The following is a 19,373-nucleotide window of genomic DNA, read 5'->3' on the forward strand; positions in this document are numbered from 1 at the left end:
TTGTTATTAATCATAAATTTCGCTCAAACTAAATTTAAACGTATTTATGATTAATAACTTAACGCATTTCAGTATTGGCTTGCTATTCCTTTTTCCTGCCATAGCATCTGCTCAGACAACGAAGGTCGACCTGAGCCTGGAGCAGTCGATGGAGCTGCTTCAGAAAGGAAACCGGAGTATCCGGATGGCAGGGAAGGAGGTGGAACTGGCAAAGAACGAACATCAGAAACTCAACTCGTTCTGGTATCCGTCGGTGGGTGCAGCCGGTGCCTTTGTTCACATGTCGAACCCGGTCGAGGTCCGTCAACCGCTGGACCAGTTTACCGATCCTGCCAAGGATTTTGTTCATTCCATTTTACCCGACGACCAGTTTATTTCTTCTATCCTGGATAAAATCGGCCAGAATACGCTGACACTCCCGCTTATTTCACAGAATATTACTTCTATCGATGCCAGTGTGACCTGGCCTGTCTTCACCGGAGGGAAACGTATTTTCGCCAATAAGATCGGGAAAACGATGGTCGGTATCGCCGAAGTAAACCGTGAGCAGGTCAACGCCGACCAGCAATCGAAATTGATCGAATGTTATTTCGGCCTGCGTCTTGGCCAGCGGGTCGTGACGGTGAGAGAAGCTACTTATAATTCGCTGAAAACCCATTATGACCAGGCTCTTAAACTGGAACATAACGGGATGATTAACCGGGCGGAACGTCTTTTTGCCCAGGTGAGCATGGATGAGGCCAAACGCGAACTCGAATCGGCACGCAAAGACCTGGAGGTGGCGCAACAGGCATTGAAAAGTCTGATAGATGTCGATGCCGATAGCGAGATCAGTACGACTACCTCTCTTTTTATCAATGAAAATATTCCTTCAGCCGATTATTTCAAAGAATTGGTTCCGGTCAATAATTATCTGGTCAACCAGTTGAAACTACAGGAGAATATTGCCGGTAACGAATTGAAGATCGGACGTACCGGATACTTGCCTACCATTGCCTTGTTCGGCAAACAGACACTTTATTCGAATGGTGTGGATAAATATCTTATGCCCCGTACGATGATCGGGGTCGGTTTTACCTGGAATATCTTCGACGGTTTGAACCGGGAGAAGAAAATCCGGCAGGCACGGCTGACCAGTCAGACATTGGCGATCGGAAAGGATAAAGCCGTTACCGAGTTGAAAGTCGGTGTTGATAAATATTATACCCAGTTACAGAATGCCCTCGATAATGTAAAGGCGCTGAATACAACATTGGAAATGAGTGAGGAACTGGTTCGTATCCGTCAGAAATCCTTTCAGGAAGGGATGGCTACTTCTACGGAAGTGGTCGATGCCGAAGTCATGCTCTCAAAAGTAAAGACAGCTTTCCTGCTGGCCTATTACCAGTATGATGTGGCACTGATCAACCTGCTGTCGATCTGCGGTATACCGGAATCGTTCCAGCAATATCGCCAGGAAGGAACAACGGAGATCATATAGAAAATATTGAACCTAAATGACAGGTTTTGTAGGGGCGGGGTTTACCCGCCCTTTGCGACAATAATATAACAACCGATGGAGAGGGGCGGGCAGACCCCGCCCCTACCAACGACACTACATTCAATTCTGATAAATATTGAATTAACAATAAACACAAATAAATAATTATGGACAAGACTAAGAAATATCTGACGATCTCTTTTATAGTGGTACTGATCGCCGTAATAATCATATCTGTCGTCGGGATGCTGTTGCTGAAAAAGAAACCGGTTGTCCTCCAGGGACAGATTGAAGCTACCGAAATACGCATCTCCGGTAAGTTGCCCGGTAGAATAGATACTTTCCTTGTGAAAGAAGGGCAAAACGTGAAAGCGGGTGACACACTCGTAGTTATCAACAGTCCCGAAGCGCAGGCTAAATACCAGCAGGTGAATGCCCTCGAAGATATTGCCAAATACCAGCACCAGAAGATTGACGACGGTACGCGTAAACAAATCATCGCCACTGTCGAACAGCTTTGGAACAAAGCAAAATCAGACCTGCAACTGGCTAAAACAACCTACGACCGTATCCAGGCCCTTTATAAGGACAGTGTAGTCACTTCACAGCGAAAAGATGAAGTAGAGGCTCTTTACAACGCTGCTGTAGCAAACGAACGTGCCTGCCACAGTCAATACCAGATGGCTCTCGACGGGGCACAGATACAGGATAAGGAAAGTGCCCGTTCATTGGTAACTGCCGCCCAGGGAACCGTCAACGAGGTGGAGGCCCTTTTGCAGGATGCCCGTCTGGTTGCTCCCGAATCCGGACAGATATCGACTATTTTCCCGAAACGCGGTGAACTGGTCGGTGCAGGTATGCCGATCATGAACCTGGTGGTAATGGATGATGTGCATGTCGTATTGAATGTTCGCGAAGACCGCTTACCCTTATTTAAGATGGGTGGAACTTTCCGTGCCGATGTTCCGGCGATTGCCACGAATGATATCGAATTCAAGATCAATTACGTTAGTCCGCTGGGTAGTTTCGCTACCTGGAAATCGACCAAACAGACAGGTAGCTACGATTTGAGAACGTTCGAGATCCATGCCCTCCCGGTAAAACCGGTCGACGGATTACGTCCGGGCATGTCGGTGCTGGTTAATTTAGGAGAACAGTAATAGAGGATAGTCTATGAGTACCAATAAACAACATAGTCCTTTTTACAATGTGCTTCAACGCGAACTACACCGGATGGTTTCACGCAGGCTCTATTTCGGGGTCTGTATCGTGTTGCCGCTGTTTTGTATCTTCTTTATGTCCACGATCTTCGGTAACGGACAAATGGAAAATATTCCGGTAGCCATTGTCGATCAGGACCAGACTGCTTTATCCCGCGAATTGATCCGCCAGGTCGAAGCTGTCCCGACTTTCCGTGTCACGCATCATTATGTAGATGCCGAAACTGCCCGGAAAGCGACGCAAGCCAAAGAAATATACGGTTATCTGGTGATTCCGAACCGTTTTGAAGAAGACGTGACAGGTGGGAGACAAGCTACTTTATCCTATTATTACCATTATGCATTACTGAGTGTCGGAGGAGAGGTCAGGGGTGCTTTTGAAAGTTTGCTACGCACGTTTTCAATGGCTCCGATTGTGGTGCAGGCAACGGCTATGGGGATCAGTCAGAAAGAAGTATCCACCTTCCTGGTTCCCATCCGGGCACAGAACCATCCGTTGTTCAACCCGGATCTGGATTATTCCGTTTATCTGAGTAATCCGTTTTTCTTTATTTTCTTCCAGGTAATCATCTTGCTGACGACGGTCTATGCGGTAGGTAGTGAAATAAAGTTCCGTACCGGTGATGAATGGCTGGCAACGGCGAAGATGAATATGGTGACGGCGCTTTTCGGAAAATTATTACCTTATACCATTATCTTTTCCCTGATGAGCATTTTGGGAAATTATGTCATGTTCGGTATAATGAATATTCCTTTCTCGTGCGGATTCTGGCCTCTGAACCTGACTTCGATCCTGTTTGTGATCGCCTCGCAGGCATTGGCCGTATTCCTTTTCTCCATTTTTCCGGCAATCAGTATCATTATCAGTATCGTGTCGATGGTCGGGTCGTTGGGAGCAACCTTGTCGGGTGTAACTTTTCCGGCCCCATCCATGTATGCTCCGGTCTATTACACTTCGTTCCTGTTTCCGGTACGTCATTTCGTGGAGATCAATCAGAATCTTTTGTATGGTGATTATGGATTTGCCTATACCTGGTGGAATTTCAGTGCATTATTCTGTTTTATCCTGGTTGCATTCGGGATGGTACCGCATTTAAAAAGTGCAATTTTAAGTCATAAGTATGAAAATATCAAATAACATAAAAGCAGGACTGAATAATATATCCTCCATTATCCTGAACGAATTCAAGACTATTTCGGGTAGTTTTGCCATTGTGCTGGTGTTGATGGGGGGGATATTTATGTACGGTCTGCTATATAATTATATGTATGCTCCCGACGTGGTCCGTAATGTTCCGGTCGTAGTGGTGGATAATTCAAAAACGGAGTTGAGCCGCGAGTATATCCGTTTGCTGAATGCTACACCGCAGGTCGATGTGATAGCTACCGGTGAGGATTTTCCCCAGGCACAGGAGTTGATGAAACGTGATGAGGCGGCCGGTATCTTGTATCTGCCGTATGACTTTACCGACCGGGTTTCACGCGGTGACGAATCGATTTTTATTATGTATGAGACGACGAGTGCTTTCCTTTATTATCTGTCGATACAGGAAGCATCGGCGGGTTCGATGCTGGCACTCAACGACCGTTTCCGTCCTGAAATGGTTGTCTTTCTTCCCAGTCAGGATGCGGCGCAGCTTTCGGTAGCAAAGCCGATCAGTGTGGCGGGGACGGCTTTGTACAATTATACGGAGGGGTATGGGACTTACCTGATACCTGCCGTACTGATCGTCATTATGTTCCAGACATTATTGATGGTGATCGGAATGGTCAGCGGGGAAGAACGCCAATTCCGGTTGTTGCGGGGAAACCGTCCTTCGTTCGGGCAGGCGGCAAGACTGGTGACAGGGAAGACATTTGTTTATATGATGTTGTATGCAATCTTCTCGCTGTTCCTGTTGGGGCTGATCCCGTTGATCTTTGACCTGCCGGATATCGGGAATGTATGGAATATCATTATGTTGCTGATCCCGTTTCTGATGGCGAGCAGTTTCTTCGGCTTGTCGGTTTCCGTCTTCTTTACAGATTCGGATGCTCCTTTGCTGATGATCGCTTTTTTCTCTGTCGGGTTGATCTTCCTGTCGGGGGTATCTTATCCGCTGGAATTGATGCCCTGGTACTGGAAGATGTCGCATTTTCTGATCCCGGCTGCCCCGGCAACGTTGGCGTATGTCAAATTGAATTCGATGGGCGCTTCCATAGCAGAGATCCATACGGAATATGTCACTTTATGGGTTCAGTGCGCCGTTTACTTTGTGCTGGCATGCCTGGCATACCGGTATAATATAAGGAAAGCGTATCGTTGATGCTGTCAGGAAGAGTTGAAAAACAAAAAAGCGATACAATTTGTATCGCTTTTGCACGGAAGGAGAGGCTCGAACTCCCGACACCTGGTTTTGGAGACCAGTGCTCTACCGACTGAGCTACTTCCGTATTGCGGGTGCAAAGGTAGGTTTTTATTTTTAATATGCAAGACTTTCGGAAAAAAAGTACTTCAGTATTTTTTCTTAGCCGATAAAATTGAAGGAAAACGAAGCTACCGTAATTTCTTTTTTTATCTTTGAAAGCATTATAGAAAATGTATTTAAATCTATACTGTACAAAAACAATCAACAGAATATGGAAAACGAATTAGAAATGAATTCGAATCTTTTGGTCGAATTCTTGCAAAAACCTTCATCTGAGTTTACAAAAGCGGACATTATTTCTTTCATCCGCGAAAAAGGAATCAAGATGGTCAATTTTATGTATCCGGCAGGAGACGGGCGTCTGAAAACATTGAATTTCGTTATTAATAATGCGGCTTACCTGAATGCAATCCTTACTTGCGGTGAGCGTGTCGACGGATCGAGCTTGTTCTCTTTCATCGAAGCTGGTAGCAGCGACTTGTATGTTATCCCCCGCTTCCGGACGGCTTTTGTCGATCCTTTTGCCGAATTACCGACCGTAACGATGCTTTGCTCTTTCTTCAACAAGGATGGCGAACCCCTGGAAAGCTCTCCCGAATATACCTTACACAAGGCCAGCAAGGCGTTTACGGAAGTGACGGGTATGGAATTTCAGGCAATGGGTGAACTGGAATATTACGTGATCGCTGAGGAAGAAGAATTGTTCCCGGCTACTGACCAGCGCGGATATCATGAATCCGGACCATTTGCCAAATTCAATGAATTCCGCACACAATGTATGCTGTATATAGCCCAGACCGGCGGACAGATCAAATATGGTCATTCCGAAGTCGGCAACTTTACATTGAACGGAAAGATATATGAGCAGAACGAGATCGAGTTTCTGCCGACCAAAGTAGAAGATGCCGCCGACCAGTTGATGGTCGCTAAATGGGTGATCCGTAATCTGGCTTACGATTATGGTTTGGATATCACCTTTGCCCCTAAGATCACAGTTGGAAAGGCCGGATCAGGATTACATGTCCATATGCGTATAATGAAAGACGGTAAGAACCAGATGCTGGCGGGTGGTGTTTTGTCTGAAACAGCCCGTAAAGCGATTGCCGGTATGATGGAGTTGGCTCCGTCTATCACTGCATTTGGTAATACGAATCCGACTTCTTATTTCCGTCTGGTACCTCATCAGGAAGCTCCGACAAATGTCTGCTGGGGCGACCGGAACCGTTCGGTATTGGTCCGTGTACCTCTGGGATGGGCGGCAAAGAAGGATATGTGCGTGTTGGCTAACCCACTGGAGTCGGAAAGCCATTATGATACGACACAGAAACAGACGGTCGAAATGCGTTCGCCGGACGGTTCAGCCGATCTGTACCAGTTATTAGCCGGTTTGGCTGTGGCCTGCCGTCATGGATTTGAGATTGACAATGCGTTGGATATTGCAGAAAAGACTTATGTAAATGTAAATATCCACCAGGAGGAAAATAGGGATCGTTTGCAGACATTGGATCAGCTTCCCGACAGTTGTGCTGCATCCGCTCAACGTCTGCAGAAGCAGCGTGCTGTCTATGAAAAATACAATGTGTTCAGTCCGAGCATGATCGATGGTATTATCAAAAAACTGACTTCGTATAACGACTTTACCCTTCGTGATGATTTGAAAAATGATCCTGAAGGAATGCTCCGGTTGGTGAAGACTTATTTCCATTGCGGATAAGATAATTATTCCGAAATGGCCGGTAGAGATCCTGTTGGTATGAAAGGATTCTATCGGCCATTTTTGTATAAATCTGTACTGAAGTATTTCCTCTTAAAATATTTTTGCTACGTTTGCAGAAACAGAAAGGAGATGAGTTGAAGACGGGAGCAATAGATATAAAGACGCTTTTGAAAATGGTGGCGGATGATAATCGGCTGGCATTTAATATGTTTTATGATCTGTATTATGATCAGATATTCCGTTTCTCATATTATTTTCTGAAAGATACCGAAGCTTGTCGTGAGGTTGTGGCTGAAACATTCTTTTCTATCTGGCAATCACGACTGAAACTAAAGGATATTGAGAATATTGAAACCTATCTGTTTGTCACAGTCCGCAATGAAGCAACCCGATACCTGAGCCGAAGTTCAAAGTCTCGTTTTGTCTTGTTGGAAGATACTACTCTTCAACTGACAGCCAGGGAGAATGAATCTCCTGAAGATAAGTTGTTGATGGAGGAAATGGAGAGGATATTGAACCGGGTGATCGATGAATTACCGGAAAAATGTCGTTTGATCTTTTTATTGGCGAGACAGGAAGGTTTGAAGCCTAAAGAGATAGCCGAAAGGCTTTCCATTAATGAAAGTACAGTCCGTGTACAGATGAAAATAGCTATCGATAAGATTGTTGCCAGTTTGAAACCTCATTTCCCGGATATTACATTTTCTTTGTTACTGATGTATATTGCTTAATGATAGCTATTTATCGCTTTTCTTGAGAAAATATCAAAAAAAGTCACTTTTCTTTTAAACGAAATCCGCTTATACCTCCTCCTTTAAGTAATAAGTGGAAAATATGGAAAAACAGAAGAACAGTATAGATCGTATAAGTGATGGATTGATAAATGATTTATCGTCAGAAGACCGGAAATTACTGGAACAATGGTCGGCATCACATCCTGATCATGAGAAATTGCTCGGGCTACTAAACAGTATAGAACTATCTCCCCGCGTGATAGCCAAAGGAGAAGAGATGCGTAGCACGATCTTACTTCGTCTCAACAAGAAAATAGATAAGGCTATTCGCCGTAAAGTGTGGCTGAAAATTGTTTCTGTAGCTGCTTCAATAGCTATTTTAGTGGGAATGACCGGTTATTTATCTTTTCAGCAGGGGTATAAACAACTGAATAGCCAACCGATAGAATTATCGAATCCTTTGGGAATGAAATCGACCGTTACTTTGCCGGATGGGAGTAAGGTGATACTGAATGCAGGGACAACGTTGATATATCCGACGGCATTTGTTAAGTCCGAACGTGAGGTAAGAGTTCGCGGTGAAGCCTTTTTTGAGGTAGTCCACGATAGTAAACGTCCGTTCTATGTAAAAACGGGAGATGTTAAAGTGAAGGTACTGGGAACTAAATTCAATGTAAAGGCTTACGACGATGATAGATTTGTAGAAGTGACATTGGCGGAAGGATGCGTCGATGTCGGATGGAAGAAGGAAAAACAGAATATCCGTTTACAACCCGGGCAACTCGCCTGTTTTGATAAAGTAACTGAAACAAGCAACAAGCGGGAAGTGGATCTGAATTTCCATACGGCCTGGAAGGATGGAAAATTCTATTTCGACGGCCTGACTTTTGAGAGTATAGCCAAACAGTTGGAGAGAAATTTTAATGTACATATACATATTGCTTCAGATAAATTGAAGAATACCGTTTTTACGGGTGACTTTGTGCGGGGAGAGAATCTGGAACAAATATTACGCATCATGACTCTGGATAAACGTATACATTATAAAATTGAAGGAAATCAGGTTTATATCAGTGAGAAATAAATGAATAATAACTTTAATAATATGCCTATGAGAAATAGAATGTAAAAAAAATCGGAAGATGCTACCAACATCTCCCGATCAAAAGACTTTAGTCTGAAATCTTTAGCAACAAAATTACAAACCTAAAATCATTTACAAAAATATGAAATTATCTCCAAACCAAGGGCAGACTGTGCCTATTAGTCTGCTAAAAAAAGTATTTAATATCATGAAAGTAACCGTAGTACTATGTTTGTTGACCACTTTCTGCACATTTGCATCGGTTAGTTATTCCCAGACAGCGGAAATATCGCTTAATCTGCAAGGTGTCACTTTGCAGGAGGCTCTGGATGCAGTGAAGAAACAATCTGATTTTTCATTTTGGTATCGGAATGAAGAGATTGATCTTTTCAAGAAAGTTTCAGTGAAGATCGATCACAAGAATATCCGGGAAGTAATGACTCAATTGTTGTACGGACAGGATTTGGCTTATACCATTGATGAAAAACACATTATTATTTATAAAAAGGATAAGTCGGCGGAACCACAAAGGCAGGTACAGAAACAAAAGCGTATTACCGGAATTGTGACAGATCCGAACGGAGACCCTATTATCGGTGCCAATGTTGTGGAGAAGGGGACGACTAATGGGACGATCACAGATCTGGATGGAAAATTTTCTTTGACCGTGGATGACCGGTCTTCGCTTCTGGTTTCTTATATCGGTTTTTTGTCGCAGGAATTGCAGATAAAAGGTGAATCGTATATAAAAATATCATTGGAGGAAAGTAACAAGCAGTTGGATGAAGTGGTTGTTATCGGTTACGGAACTGTGAAGAAGTCGGACCTGACAGGCTCTGTCGCTTCTGTGAAAAGTAGTGCGATCATGGATCTTCCTACAAATAATATATCGCAGGCTTTGCAAGGTAGGATACCAGGAGTACAGATACAACAAAACTCCGGTGCTCCCGGAGCCAATATGCAGATACGAATCAGAGGAGCCAATTCTATTTCCGGCAATAACGAACCGTTATGGATCATAAATGGCTTTCCCGGTGATCAGAGTATGATAAACTCTTCGGATATAGAAAGTGTCGAAGTCTTAAAAGATGCGTCGGCAACCGCTATTTACGGTTCCCGTGGAGCGAATGGTGTCATCATCGTGACAACTAAGCAGGCAAAAGAGGGGAGAGTCAGTGTCGACTATGAAGGTAGTTACAGCATACAGACCGTTAGAAAGAGACTGGAGCTGATGGATGCCACCGAATATGCTAATTACTATAATCTCTTTTGGGAAAATACTAAAGGTGAAAAGTATTTCTCCCAAAACGATATCGCAGGTTTTGGGAAGGGAACGGACTGGCAGGATTTAATTTTCCGTTCTGCTCCCGTGCAAGATCATTCATTGACGGTGAACGGAGGAAATGAAAAGACTCAGTTTGCTGTAGGAGCCAGTTTCTATAATCAAGAGGGAGTTATCAAAAATAATGATTACCAAAGGATCGTCTTAAGAGCGAACATTAATCACGAAATAAATAAAAAATTCTCAATATCATATAATTCAATATTAAGTAGAACCGCACAATCGCTGACGGATGAGGAAAATATACTATTGTCGGCTCTTTCTGCAACCCCTACAGTCGGTCCTTATATGGAGGACGGGCAATACCGTTTGCTAAATGGAATTTATCCCTTTAGCCCGGATAATCTGATTAATCCGATCGCTTATTTCAATGAGGTCTCCAAAAAGCAGATCGATAATAAAGTAATGGCGAATATCGCACTGACGTATAAACCGATCGAAGGTCTGTCGATAAAAATATCCGGAAACGTGTCGAATACCGATACCCGTCTGGATAATTACACAGGAGTGGAATATCCTAATTCGTCTGGATCAGCGGGGATTTCGACCAGTAACGGTCTGACTATAAATAGCGATAACATCGTGACTTATAACAAAACGATCGATAAAGATCATTCGATTACAGCAACAGGGGCTTTTACTTATGAAAAATATACCGGTAAGTCGTTGAGTGCATCCGGATCCGGTTTTTTGAGTGATGCGGCAGGTTCATATGATCTGGGGTCTGCAACTACGATAAATACTCCGTCTTCTTCTTATACGGACTGGACTTTATTGTCCTGGCTGGGACGTTTCAATTATTCTTATAAAGGGAAATATTTGGCAACGGTAAGTTTTAGGGCGGATGGCTCTTCCCGCTACAGCAAAGGAAATAAATGGGGATATTTTCCTTCCGGGGCATTGGCCTGGCGTTTCTCGGAGGAAGGTTTTATGAAAGATCTCCCTTTTATCTCTAACGGAAAGTTAAGGATCGGATACGGACAAACGGGTAGTACTGCCATTAATCCGTATTATACACTGGATATGTTGTCTTCCGGAAAGGTGAGTTTTGATGATGCTTTATATACTTATTATGCCCCGGGAACCCGTTTGCCGAGTGATTTGAAATGGGAAACAACCTCTCAGACGGATATTGGGTTAGATCTTGGTTTTTTCAATAACCGCTTGCGTTTGACCGCCGATTATTATCTGAAGAATACACGTGATTTGCTGAATACCGTTCAGTTACCGGCTTCTTTGGGATATACGACGACGGTTAAAAATATAGGGAAAATCAGGAATAAAGGTTTTGAATTTCAGGTAGATGCTGATATCCTGGACAATGACTTTAAGTGGAATGTGTCGGCAAATATATCCTTTAACCGTAATAAGGTTGTCAAACTGTATGAAGGGCAGGATGTGCAGGGTACGACATATAACTTAATAGTAGCGAATGATTATGTGAATCTGCTTCGTGAAGGTTTGCCTATGAGTATTTTCTATGGGTATCAGACAGATGGTTTCGATGAGAAAGGGCATTTTGTGTATAAGGATAATAACAAGGATGGCAGTATCTCGGAAGATGATAAGACAATTATCGGTGATCCGAATCCTGATTTTATTTATGGGTTGACATCTAACATGTCCTGGAAAAATTTTGAGTTGAGTTTCTTTATTCAGGGATCACAGGGAAATGATATTTATGGTTTTAGCATGATTACCCAGAATTATAAGACTTATCTGGGATATAATGCATTGGAAGAAGTCTTTTATAATCACTGGACTCCTGATCATACGAATGCCAAATATCCGGCTGTAGATAATGTGATATCAACTAAAATGGCGGATAATTTCGTCTATAACGGTTCGTATCTCCGTTTGAAGAATATAAAATTAGCCTATAATATACCGGTCAATAAATTAGGTATAAACTGGTTGAAACGGGGACAGGTCTATATAAGCGGTCAGAATTTGTTAACCATAACAAAATATCCGTGGTGGGATCCGGAAGTAAACTCGAAAGGAGGAGGGGCTTCTATGAACCAGGGGATAGATTATTATTCATATCCTACAACAAAAGGATTTACTGTTGGAGCTAAGTTATCATTTTAAATATTTAATACGATGAGAAATTTTATATATACAATAATCGTTTTGATGTTTTTCTCCGGGTGCGATGATATGCTGGAGGAAAATCCCAAGGCAATCGCCAGTGAAACGTTTTATAATACGGCTGAAGAAATAGCTGCTGCCTTAAATGGAGTATATGAGCCGATACACGGTAGTAAATTTACATCTTATTTTACATTGCTGGAAGCGTGTCCGGATAATGTTTACGGAAAAGGCAGTTTGGCAACTATCAGCGAGTACAAGGGTTTCAGTACTGCTAATATTACTAATATGGGGCATGTGTGGACTGCACTTTATTTATCGATCCGAAATGCAAATGTGGTTATCAAAAATACACCTGGCGGAACTAAAATATCGGAAGAAAAGAAAGCGCAGTTTATGGCTGAGGCAAAATTCCTGAGAGCTTTCGATTATTTTGCATTGGTACGTTTATGGGCTGGAGTACCTCTTCGTACAGAGGAAACGATGGATGTTATCGAGCTTCCCAGAGCATCGGTTGAAGATATCTATGAGCTGATCCTTAGTGATCTGGAATATGCGGAAGAGCATTTACCGGATAATCCTCGCTTATTGGGGACTCCCTCCAAATGGACGGCAAAAACCTTGCTGGCTGATGTGTATCTGACATTAAAAAAATGGGAGAATGCCCGTGATAAGGCAAAAGAGGTTATTGATTCAGGTAAATATTCTTTGGTACAGGTTTCAGAACCGGATGATTTTGAAAAGATATATGGCGCCGATATCCTGACTACCTCAGAAGAAATTTTCTATTTTAAATATACGGATCAGAAGGGATGGGAACTGATGAACTTTTTCCATATAAACGGAGATGGTTATAAGCCTTATGGTAATAACTGGTATTCTTTTTATTCGACAACCAATAATTATTTTTATAAAAATTGGGATGATAGAGATTTGAGAAAACAGCATAATTTTTATCTCTGGGATATCGGTTTAGGAGATAATACGATGCTTTTCAAGAAATATATCGATCCGAACGGTACGACCGGTTCCTCAAATGACTGGCCGATCTATCGTTATCCCGAAGTGTTGTTGATTTATGCGGAAGCTGCCAATTGGGCAAATGGCGGACCTACGGCAGAAGTAATGGAATGTGTGAATAAGGTACATCGCCGTGGATATGGTTATAACTCGGAAATAGAATCTCCGGTGGATTTCAAATTATCAGATTACAATGTTAACTCATTTTCTGAACTGGTACTTCAGGAGAGAGGATATGAAATGATTCTGGAATGTAAAAGGTGGCTGGATCTGTTGCGGACAGAAAAAGCTGTTGAAACCATAAAGATGTCAGAAGGGATAGATTTGGATACCTCTATGCTTCTTTGGGCTATTCCGGTTATAGAGACTAACTATAATAAGGCTATTGATCCGGTGAAGGATCAGAATCCGGGTTATTAACCTTGTTAAGGTATGCTGAATATCTTCTTTATCGTTTAGGTTAGAGTTTGGTATACCTTGATTATAAAAGAAATAGAATGAGAAGCTTATTTTTAGTTGTTTTTTTCTTTTTACCACTGACAGTAAAAGGAGAAAAGGTACTTGATTATTCAGTTATTGAAGAGGCATGGGCGGCATCATGGAAACGGTTTTATGATACCGGTACACATCTTTTTTATGACTATATAAGTAGTTATGAAAAAGGAAAGGAACTGTCTCATTTGCCGACCCGGGAGGAGGTTAACCGGCAATATCCGAATCCGTGTGGATATGGAACGGGTATGGAAGATTGTGTGATTCTGACGGGAACTATGTTGGGGACACTGGCCGATATATACGGACAAACAAAGGAAGAGGACCTGAAAGAACGTGCATCCCAATTATTGGATGGTCTGAAACGTTGTTCTTTAATACCGGGTTTTACAGGTTTTGTTGCTCGTGGTGTTTGTACGGAAGATGGTAAAAGTTTTTATTATAACTCTTCCAGAGATCAATATACCCATTGTGTACATGGATTATGGAAATATTATGACAGTCCGTTGGCCGATGAGGACGGGAAACAACTTGTCTGTTCTATTCTGGCAGATATTGCCGAAAGAATGCATAAGAATGTCGTATCGGATAATAATTATGACTTTTTGCGGGCCGATGGGAAACAATGTCCTTTAGGTATTTGTCGGATGTGGAATGTTGCCCCTCATGAAGCTGCGCGTTTACCGATGTTTTATGCTGCGGCATGGCATGTCACTCAAAACAGGAAATATTATGATCTGTATAGGAGTTATATACATGAGGCTATTGAACAATCGGAAAGGATAGGGAACAATTATTCTGCTTATGTATATCTTCAAATGATGTATTCATTTGATTTGTTGTCAGATTTGGAAACAGAACCTTCGTTACAGCAACGATTGCATAAGCTTATTGAAAGAGTTGGTAAATTAGCTTTTGAGCGTTCTGTTTATTGCCTGAAAGAAATAAATAAAATTGATAAAACCGAATTGTCTATGCTGGGACCCGACTGGAGATTTGTAAAAGAATGGCATACGCAAAATGGATACAGGATTCCTCGCTGGGGTGAATATCGGAATATCTGGCATATTGTGAGAGAAGCGGGAGAGTCTGCATTGGTTGTTTTTATGGCAAACGATCCTGTATTGGCAAATGATGAAAAAAGCATTTTACATGATGTCATGTCTGCTATGGATTATTCCCATTTATCTGGTTGTGGAATTATCTTTCATGTTGCTGCTTATTGGAAAGCCAGTGAACGTTGAAATCGATGATCGTATCTCGCAAAAGATACGATCATTGTATTTTAAAGCATTTCAAGTTCCTCAAACATACCCCTGTAAACCGCCGCTTTCTCTTCCAGCGGTTTGGGATAAGCGCGTGAGGATGATGGCATCCGGTACAATCTGAATGTCCGGTCCAGTAAGGTGAAAGTCGAGTAGCTGCCGACTTTTGGCTCTTCTGTCGGAGGTAGAACCGACAGGAGTGTATCCATCGCTTTCTGTCCTGTAACGACAATCGCTTTGCATGCCGGTATTTGCGATAAGACTTCTTCCGGGTTAATCGGTTTGATGACTTGCAGGAAGTTGTCGGAAGCATTGTTCTTTAACCGGATGATCTCCATAGCCGTATCACCGATACCGATCCCTTTTTCCAGACAGAACTGCTTGGCCTTTTCTTCGCTGAACGCTTTTCTGCTTTCCAGGAAGTATTCCTTGTCATTATAGAATAGCAATCCGAGAATACGCCACATGTCATTCTGGATATTCGGGTAGTAGAAATTCATGGACCAACGTGGCATGGGAGGTGGAAAACTACCCAGCATCAGCAGTTTGGTCTGCTCGGGAAGGAAGAAGCCTAACGGGTGTAATTCAGAAACCATCGGGGTATAAAATTATCGTTTTATAGTTTGTTGTTTTTTTGTATGCATCTCTTCTGCAAAGGCATCATAGCCTATTGCCTGTATTCTTCTGATGCAGGCCGAACGGTCGGAGCGGAAGAGGATAGAAAATATTTTTCCAATGAAGTTGTTGAACTTCTTGCATTCGTCGATCGAACTGATTGTGCAATCGGCACAACTCTTACAATTGTGTTCAATGTTGCAAGCCCGTATTTTGCACCATTCCGCTTTATTATTCGCTTTGCATCCGGGACATTCTCCTTTTACAAATTTACGGCAGGCACCGCAATATAGTCCGCAAGCAGCAACATATTCCGCACTTGGTTGATACGTAAGGTTTTCCATATACTATGACAGATAAGATGATTATTTAGCTTTTACAGAAATACCGATCATGACCGTCGTACCGTCGATATTATTCCATACCGAATGGGGAATATGGCCATTTACGAGAAACGATTCGTTTGCATCTACAATCCTGACCTCGCCATCGAGTTCAACTCTGGCTTGCCCGCTGACCACAATGAACAGATGATTATGCTCGTGAGTATGTAAAGAAGCAGGTCCACCACCGCCTTTTTCCAGATAGGCAATAGAACCGTCGATAATTTCCCCGCAGTCTGCAAATAGCTTTTTTGCCAGGAAATGAATATGATCCGGAGGGGTGATGAACTCTTTCATATACTTTGCTATTTAACGGATTCTTCCCATTCCGCAACTTTAAAACCGACCAGAACCTGGTTTTCGCTCACCAGCAAAGGGCGTTTGATCAGTTTTCCATCGGAAGCCAGCAATTCGATCTGCTCTTTTTCGCTCATGGACGGCAATTTGTCTTTCAACTGCATTGCTTTATAGACCAATCCACTCGTATTAAAGAAATTCTTCAATGGTAATTGGCTGCGTTCTATCCATTCGGTCAATTCTTCGACAGATGGATTCTGATCGATGATATGCCGGTCTTCGTAAGAAACCTTGTGTTCATCCAGCCATTTCTTTGCATTCCGGCAGGTTCCGCATTTAGGATATTCTAAAAATAGATATTTCATATTTCTTGAATTTATTTGTCTTTCTTACGCTGGTTCTTAGCATCTTCTTTGGCTAACAGGACGACATTGTAAACAAAATCCGTCATCCATTCTTCCGAATAGCCTAATGTTTCTTTGTATTTACGGATGCTCCATGCCGTTTTCTGAACGCTGACCTCTTTCCATTCCGAACGGGTTACGATCTCATGAATCGTTTTCGCCGTTTGGTTGTATAACAGCTTTTTTACCAACATGGAGAAACGGAATTTCCATTGCATCAGATTGTCCAGCAAAGAGAACAGATCGTTACAGAATCCCTGGAAAAGGAAAAAGTACGATTTGATATCGTTCTGCGACTTGCAGTTCTTTTTTACCGACGCATCTATTTCTTTGAAGAAACTTTCTTTCATACCGTAGTCTTGCATCAGTATCTTACGGACCCGTGACTTTTCAGCAATACCTGGTTTGTTATTTTGTGTCGGGATTTTCAGCATCCGTTTAAAAAGGGCCATATCCGATAGCATATTGATATTGGTAATACCCAGTTGAACGGCCATTACGGCTTGATAATAAACGCGGATAAGCGATACAAATTCTTCTACGCTACCTTTTGACGATGCTTCTGTTTCCTCTTTTTCTTTCTTGAAAAGTTTAGAAATTATGTTCATGTGTATTTGTTATATAATGATTACGGGGACAAATATACTAAAACTTGTCCCCGTTTCAGCCATTCTATTCAATTCTCTCGATAGTTACTTCCGGAATTTCTTCCATAAAGAGCAATAATTGGTTATCATCCGTACTTTTCTTGGCTTTAATGACCAGTGTGACAATGAAAGTATCCACATCTGAATGACTGACTTTTTCCATTTGATAGGAGATAAGTAAATAGCCTTTGTCGTTCAGCACATGCGTTACTTTGCTTATGATCTCTTTCTCATTGGTGGAGAAAATGATCATCGAGCTTTTCATTCCCAGACTTTTAAAGATGTAACTTAACAATTCTAATCCCATTAACGTCAGGATAGTCGCTGCAACACCGATGCCATACATTCCGGCACCTATCGCAAGCCCGATCCCGGCTGTAGCCCATATTCCGGCAGCAGTGGTCAGACCGCGTACAAACTGTTTTTGTATGATAATCGTTCCGGCCCCGATGAAACCGATACCGCTTACCACCTGTGCTGCTACACGGCTCGGGTCGAGTGATACGCTACTTTCCTGTATAATTTGCTGGAAACCATATTGAGACACGATCATGATCAGGGCACTTCCCAGCGATACGAGGAAGTGTGTACGATAGCCGGCCTCTTTAGCCCTGTATTCCCGGTCGAGACCAACTACGGCTCCGAGAATACCTGCAATGAATAATCTCAGAATAAAATCCCATAACATACTAGTGTCCTCCTTTTATTATAATCCCAATATTACATGTTGAAGAATATAAACTCCTGCTCCTGCCAAATATCCGAGTAGTGCAAGTAACGAAATATTTTTGAGATACCAAATAAAATTGATACGTTCGAGCCCCATAACAACGACACCGGCTGCCGAACCGATGATCAGCATGCTTCCACCGACACCGGCACAATAGGCCAGGAATTGCCAGAAAGTTCCGTCCATAACGAAGTTTGCCATGTAAGCCGGGTCTGCGGCCGTAGCGATCATAGCCTCATTCGCTACCGGGTACATACCGATCGCTCCGGCTACCAGCGGTACGTTATCTACGACTGCCGATAATGTTCCGATGATCAGGTTAACTGCATATACATTTCCTACTGTTTCATCCAGCCAGAATGCAAAATCAGTCAGTACGCCACTGCAACGGAGGGCATCGACTGCCAGAAGGATTCCGAGGAAAAATAATAATGTAGCCCCGTCTATCCGGCGGACTATTTTGGACAGGCGTAACTTTATATCTTCATTTACGATATTCCGTCTATACATTAATTCTGTGTATACCCATAAAATACCGACTCCCATCAGGATCCCCATGAATGGAGGTAAATGAGTGACTGTTTTAAATATAGGTACGAATATGAGACATAATATACCCAATACTAATATGGATAATTTTTCTTTTGTTCTTAATTCTTTCAGCAATTCGTTATTTTCATTATCGACGAATGCATTGGGGGGAGTGACTTTTCCGTGTAAAAAGCGCATCATGATCAATACGGGAACCAAAGCCGATACCAGACTCGGTAAAATCAGATGAGGAATGGTTGAGGAAGAAGATATATTTCCTCTTACCCAAAGCATGATCGTTGTCACGTCTCCGATAGGTGACCAGGCGCCGCCGCTGTTTGCTGCGATAATAATAACGCTGCCGAATACCCAGCGTTCTTTGTAGTTGCCAAGTAGTTTCCGCATTAGCATAACCATAACGATGGAGGTAGTCAGGTTATCGAGTATGGCAGACATGAAGAAAGTGATACCTGCGATCAATAGTAATAATTTCTTTTTTTGATTGGTTGTAATGCGGTTTGTAATAAACATGAAACCTCCGTGGGCATCTATCAACTCGACAGTGATCATAGCACCGATCAGAAAGATCAATGTCTCTGCAATTTCTCCAATACTGTCCAGTACCTGATGTTCTACGACAAAACGGGTGCATTGTTCCACGAAGGGAAGTTCTGCTATGGCAGGATAAGCATTCAAAAACTCTTTGAACTCTTCCGCAGAAGCGAGTGGGATCAGATCTGGCGCTGCAAATGTGTATAAAACCCAAAGTATAGTGCCTGTTAATAAGGCTGTTCCGGCTTTGTTTACTTTTAATGGATGCTCTAAAGCGATACATAGATATCCAATTAAAAAAACAAAAATCATTACTGTCAACATAGCAATTCTTCTTTTTCTTTTTAATTTTAGTTAACTG

The 19,373-nt window shown here is 42.4% G+C and carries 17 protein-coding genes and 1 tRNA gene; 10 read left to right on the plus strand and 8 right to left on the minus strand.

Features of this window, described 5'->3' with window-relative positions:
- Positions 1-46: 46 nt before the first annotated feature.
- From IEY67_RS23180 to IEY67_RS23195, 4 genes are all read left to right on the plus strand, one after another.
- Positions 47-1,480: a TolC family protein gene (locus IEY67_RS23180; protein WP_183670636.1), complete on the plus strand. Its 1,434-nt coding sequence runs from the start codon at positions 47-49 to the stop codon at positions 1,478-1,480.
- A gap of 167 nt (positions 1,481-1,647) precedes the next feature.
- Entirely contained in the window at positions 1,648-2,640 is a 993-nt protein-coding gene (locus tag IEY67_RS23185) for an HlyD family secretion protein (protein ID WP_183670635.1), read from the plus strand.
- Positions 2,641-2,653: 13 nt separating this feature from the next.
- A complete protein-coding gene (locus IEY67_RS23190; protein WP_122353081.1) occupies positions 2,654-3,838 on the plus strand; it encodes an ABC transporter permease in 1,185 nt (394 codons plus the stop codon).
- The gene (locus IEY67_RS23195; RefSeq protein WP_122374148.1) at positions 3,822-5,006 is read left to right on the plus strand and encodes an ABC transporter permease; all 1,185 of its coding nucleotides are present in this window, start codon (positions 3,822-3,824) and stop codon (positions 5,004-5,006) included. Before IEY67_RS23190 ends, IEY67_RS23195 begins: the two co-directional genes overlap by 17 nt.
- A gap of 54 nt (positions 5,007-5,060) precedes the next feature.
- Here the strand turns inward: IEY67_RS23195 and IEY67_RS23200 are convergent.
- Positions 5,061-5,133: transfer RNA gene (locus IEY67_RS23200), tRNA-Trp, on the minus strand.
- 186 nt (positions 5,134-5,319) lie between these two features.
- Between IEY67_RS23200 and IEY67_RS23205 the strand changes: the two genes are divergently transcribed.
- The 6 genes from IEY67_RS23205 (at position 5,320) to IEY67_RS23230 (ending at position 14,832) form a co-directional block, all read left to right on the plus strand.
- Entirely contained in the window at positions 5,320-6,822 is a 1,503-nt protein-coding gene (locus IEY67_RS23205; RefSeq protein WP_183670633.1) for a glutamine synthetase family protein, read from the plus strand.
- A gap of 113 nt (positions 6,823-6,935) precedes the next feature.
- On the plus strand, positions 6,936-7,556 hold the full coding sequence (locus IEY67_RS23210; RefSeq protein ID WP_229801182.1) for an RNA polymerase sigma-70 factor: 621 nt from the start codon (positions 6,936-6,938) through the stop codon (positions 7,554-7,556).
- Positions 7,557-7,659: 103 nt separating this feature from the next.
- Positions 7,660-8,643, plus strand: a complete 984-nt coding sequence (locus tag IEY67_RS23215) for a FecR family protein (protein WP_122374149.1) — start codon at positions 7,660-7,662, stop codon at positions 8,641-8,643.
- A gap of 208 nt (positions 8,644-8,851) precedes the next feature.
- Positions 8,852-12,076 (plus strand): TonB-dependent receptor, encoded by a 3,225-nt coding sequence (locus IEY67_RS23220; RefSeq protein ID WP_221267786.1) that lies wholly within the window; start codon positions 8,852-8,854, stop codon positions 12,074-12,076.
- 12 nt (positions 12,077-12,088) lie between these two features.
- A complete protein-coding gene (locus tag IEY67_RS23225) occupies positions 12,089-13,516 on the plus strand; it encodes a RagB/SusD family nutrient uptake outer membrane protein (protein ID WP_122374150.1) in 1,428 nt (475 codons plus the stop codon).
- Positions 13,517-13,593: 77 nt separating this feature from the next.
- Positions 13,594-14,832, plus strand: coding sequence for a hypothetical protein (locus tag IEY67_RS23230; protein WP_199673247.1), 1,239 nt, complete (start codon positions 13,594-13,596; stop codon positions 14,830-14,832).
- Positions 14,833-14,873: 41 nt separating this feature from the next.
- Here IEY67_RS23230 and IEY67_RS23235 read toward each other — a convergent pair whose 3' ends face one another.
- The 7 genes from IEY67_RS23235 to nhaD form a co-directional block, all read right to left on the minus strand.
- On the minus strand, positions 14,874-15,449 hold the full coding sequence (locus IEY67_RS23235) for a uracil-DNA glycosylase family protein (protein WP_122374151.1): 576 nt from the start codon (positions 15,447-15,449) through the stop codon (positions 14,874-14,876).
- Positions 15,450-15,461: 12 nt separating this feature from the next.
- Positions 15,462-15,812 carry a DUF3795 domain-containing protein gene (locus tag IEY67_RS23240; protein WP_183670631.1) on the minus strand — a complete coding sequence of 117 codons (351 nt, stop codon included), beginning with the start codon at positions 15,810-15,812 and terminating at the stop codon, positions 15,462-15,464.
- Between the two features lie 21 nt (positions 15,813-15,833).
- Positions 15,834-16,148, minus strand: coding sequence for a cupin domain-containing protein (locus IEY67_RS23245; RefSeq protein WP_122374153.1), 315 nt, complete (start codon positions 16,146-16,148; stop codon positions 15,834-15,836).
- A gap of 8 nt (positions 16,149-16,156) precedes the next feature.
- Complete coding sequence (locus IEY67_RS23250) at positions 16,157-16,513, minus strand: arsenate reductase family protein (RefSeq protein ID WP_122374154.1); 357 nt, start codon at positions 16,511-16,513, stop codon at positions 16,157-16,159.
- An 11-nt stretch (positions 16,514-16,524) separates the two neighbouring features.
- Positions 16,525-17,160, minus strand: coding sequence for a DUF8491 family protein (locus IEY67_RS23255; RefSeq protein ID WP_122353088.1), 636 nt, complete (start codon positions 17,158-17,160; stop codon positions 16,525-16,527).
- A gap of 64 nt (positions 17,161-17,224) precedes the next feature.
- Positions 17,225-17,887, minus strand: a complete 663-nt coding sequence (locus IEY67_RS23260; protein ID WP_122374155.1) for an MgtC/SapB family protein — start codon at positions 17,885-17,887, stop codon at positions 17,225-17,227.
- An 18-nt stretch (positions 17,888-17,905) separates the two neighbouring features.
- Entirely contained in the window at positions 17,906-19,336 is a 1,431-nt protein-coding gene (gene nhaD / locus IEY67_RS23265; protein ID WP_122353090.1) for a sodium:proton antiporter NhaD, read from the minus strand.
- Between the last annotated feature and the right edge of the window lie 37 nt (positions 19,337-19,373).

The sequence above is a fragment of the Parabacteroides faecis genome (assembly GCF_014647375.1).
Taxonomy (GTDB): domain Bacteria; phylum Bacteroidota; class Bacteroidia; order Bacteroidales; family Tannerellaceae; genus Parabacteroides; species Parabacteroides faecis.

Coding starts and splice junctions, on each gene's coding strand:
- IEY67_RS23185 (WP_183670635.1), top strand. CDS start 1,648: ATGGACAAGACTAAGAAATATCTGACGATCTCTTTTATAGTGGTACTG.
- nhaD (WP_122353090.1), bottom strand. CDS start 19,336: ATGTTGACAGTAATGATTTTTGTTTTTTTAATTGGATATCTATGTATC.
- IEY67_RS23180 (WP_183670636.1), top strand. CDS start 47: ATGATTAATAACTTAACGCATTTCAGTATTGGCTTGCTATTCCTTTTT.
- IEY67_RS23195 (WP_122374148.1), top strand. CDS start 3,822: ATGAAAATATCAAATAACATAAAAGCAGGACTGAATAATATATCCTCC.
- IEY67_RS23225 (WP_122374150.1), top strand. CDS start 12,089: ATGAGAAATTTTATATATACAATAATCGTTTTGATGTTTTTCTCCGGG.
- IEY67_RS23220 (WP_221267786.1), top strand. CDS start 8,852: ATGAAAGTAACCGTAGTACTATGTTTGTTGACCACTTTCTGCACATTT.
- IEY67_RS23205 (WP_183670633.1), top strand. CDS start 5,320: ATGGAAAACGAATTAGAAATGAATTCGAATCTTTTGGTCGAATTCTTG.
- IEY67_RS23235 (WP_122374151.1), bottom strand. CDS start 15,449: ATGGTTTCTGAATTACACCCGTTAGGCTTCTTCCTTCCCGAGCAGACC.
- IEY67_RS23260 (WP_122374155.1), bottom strand. CDS start 17,887: ATGTTATGGGATTTTATTCTGAGATTATTCATTGCAGGTATTCTCGGA.
- IEY67_RS23215 (WP_122374149.1), top strand. CDS start 7,660: ATGGAAAAACAGAAGAACAGTATAGATCGTATAAGTGATGGATTGATA.
- IEY67_RS23230 (WP_199673247.1), top strand. CDS start 13,594: ATGAGAAGCTTATTTTTAGTTGTTTTTTTCTTTTTACCACTGACAGTA.
- IEY67_RS23255 (WP_122353088.1), bottom strand. CDS start 17,160: ATGAACATAATTTCTAAACTTTTCAAGAAAGAAAAAGAGGAAACAGAA.
- IEY67_RS23240 (WP_183670631.1), bottom strand. CDS start 15,812: ATGGAAAACCTTACGTATCAACCAAGTGCGGAATATGTTGCTGCTTGC.
- IEY67_RS23245 (WP_122374153.1), bottom strand. CDS start 16,148: ATGAAAGAGTTCATCACCCCTCCGGATCATATTCATTTCCTGGCAAAA.
- IEY67_RS23190 (WP_122353081.1), top strand. CDS start 2,654: ATGAGTACCAATAAACAACATAGTCCTTTTTACAATGTGCTTCAACGC.
- IEY67_RS23250 (WP_122374154.1), bottom strand. CDS start 16,513: ATGAAATATCTATTTTTAGAATATCCTAAATGCGGAACCTGCCGGAAT.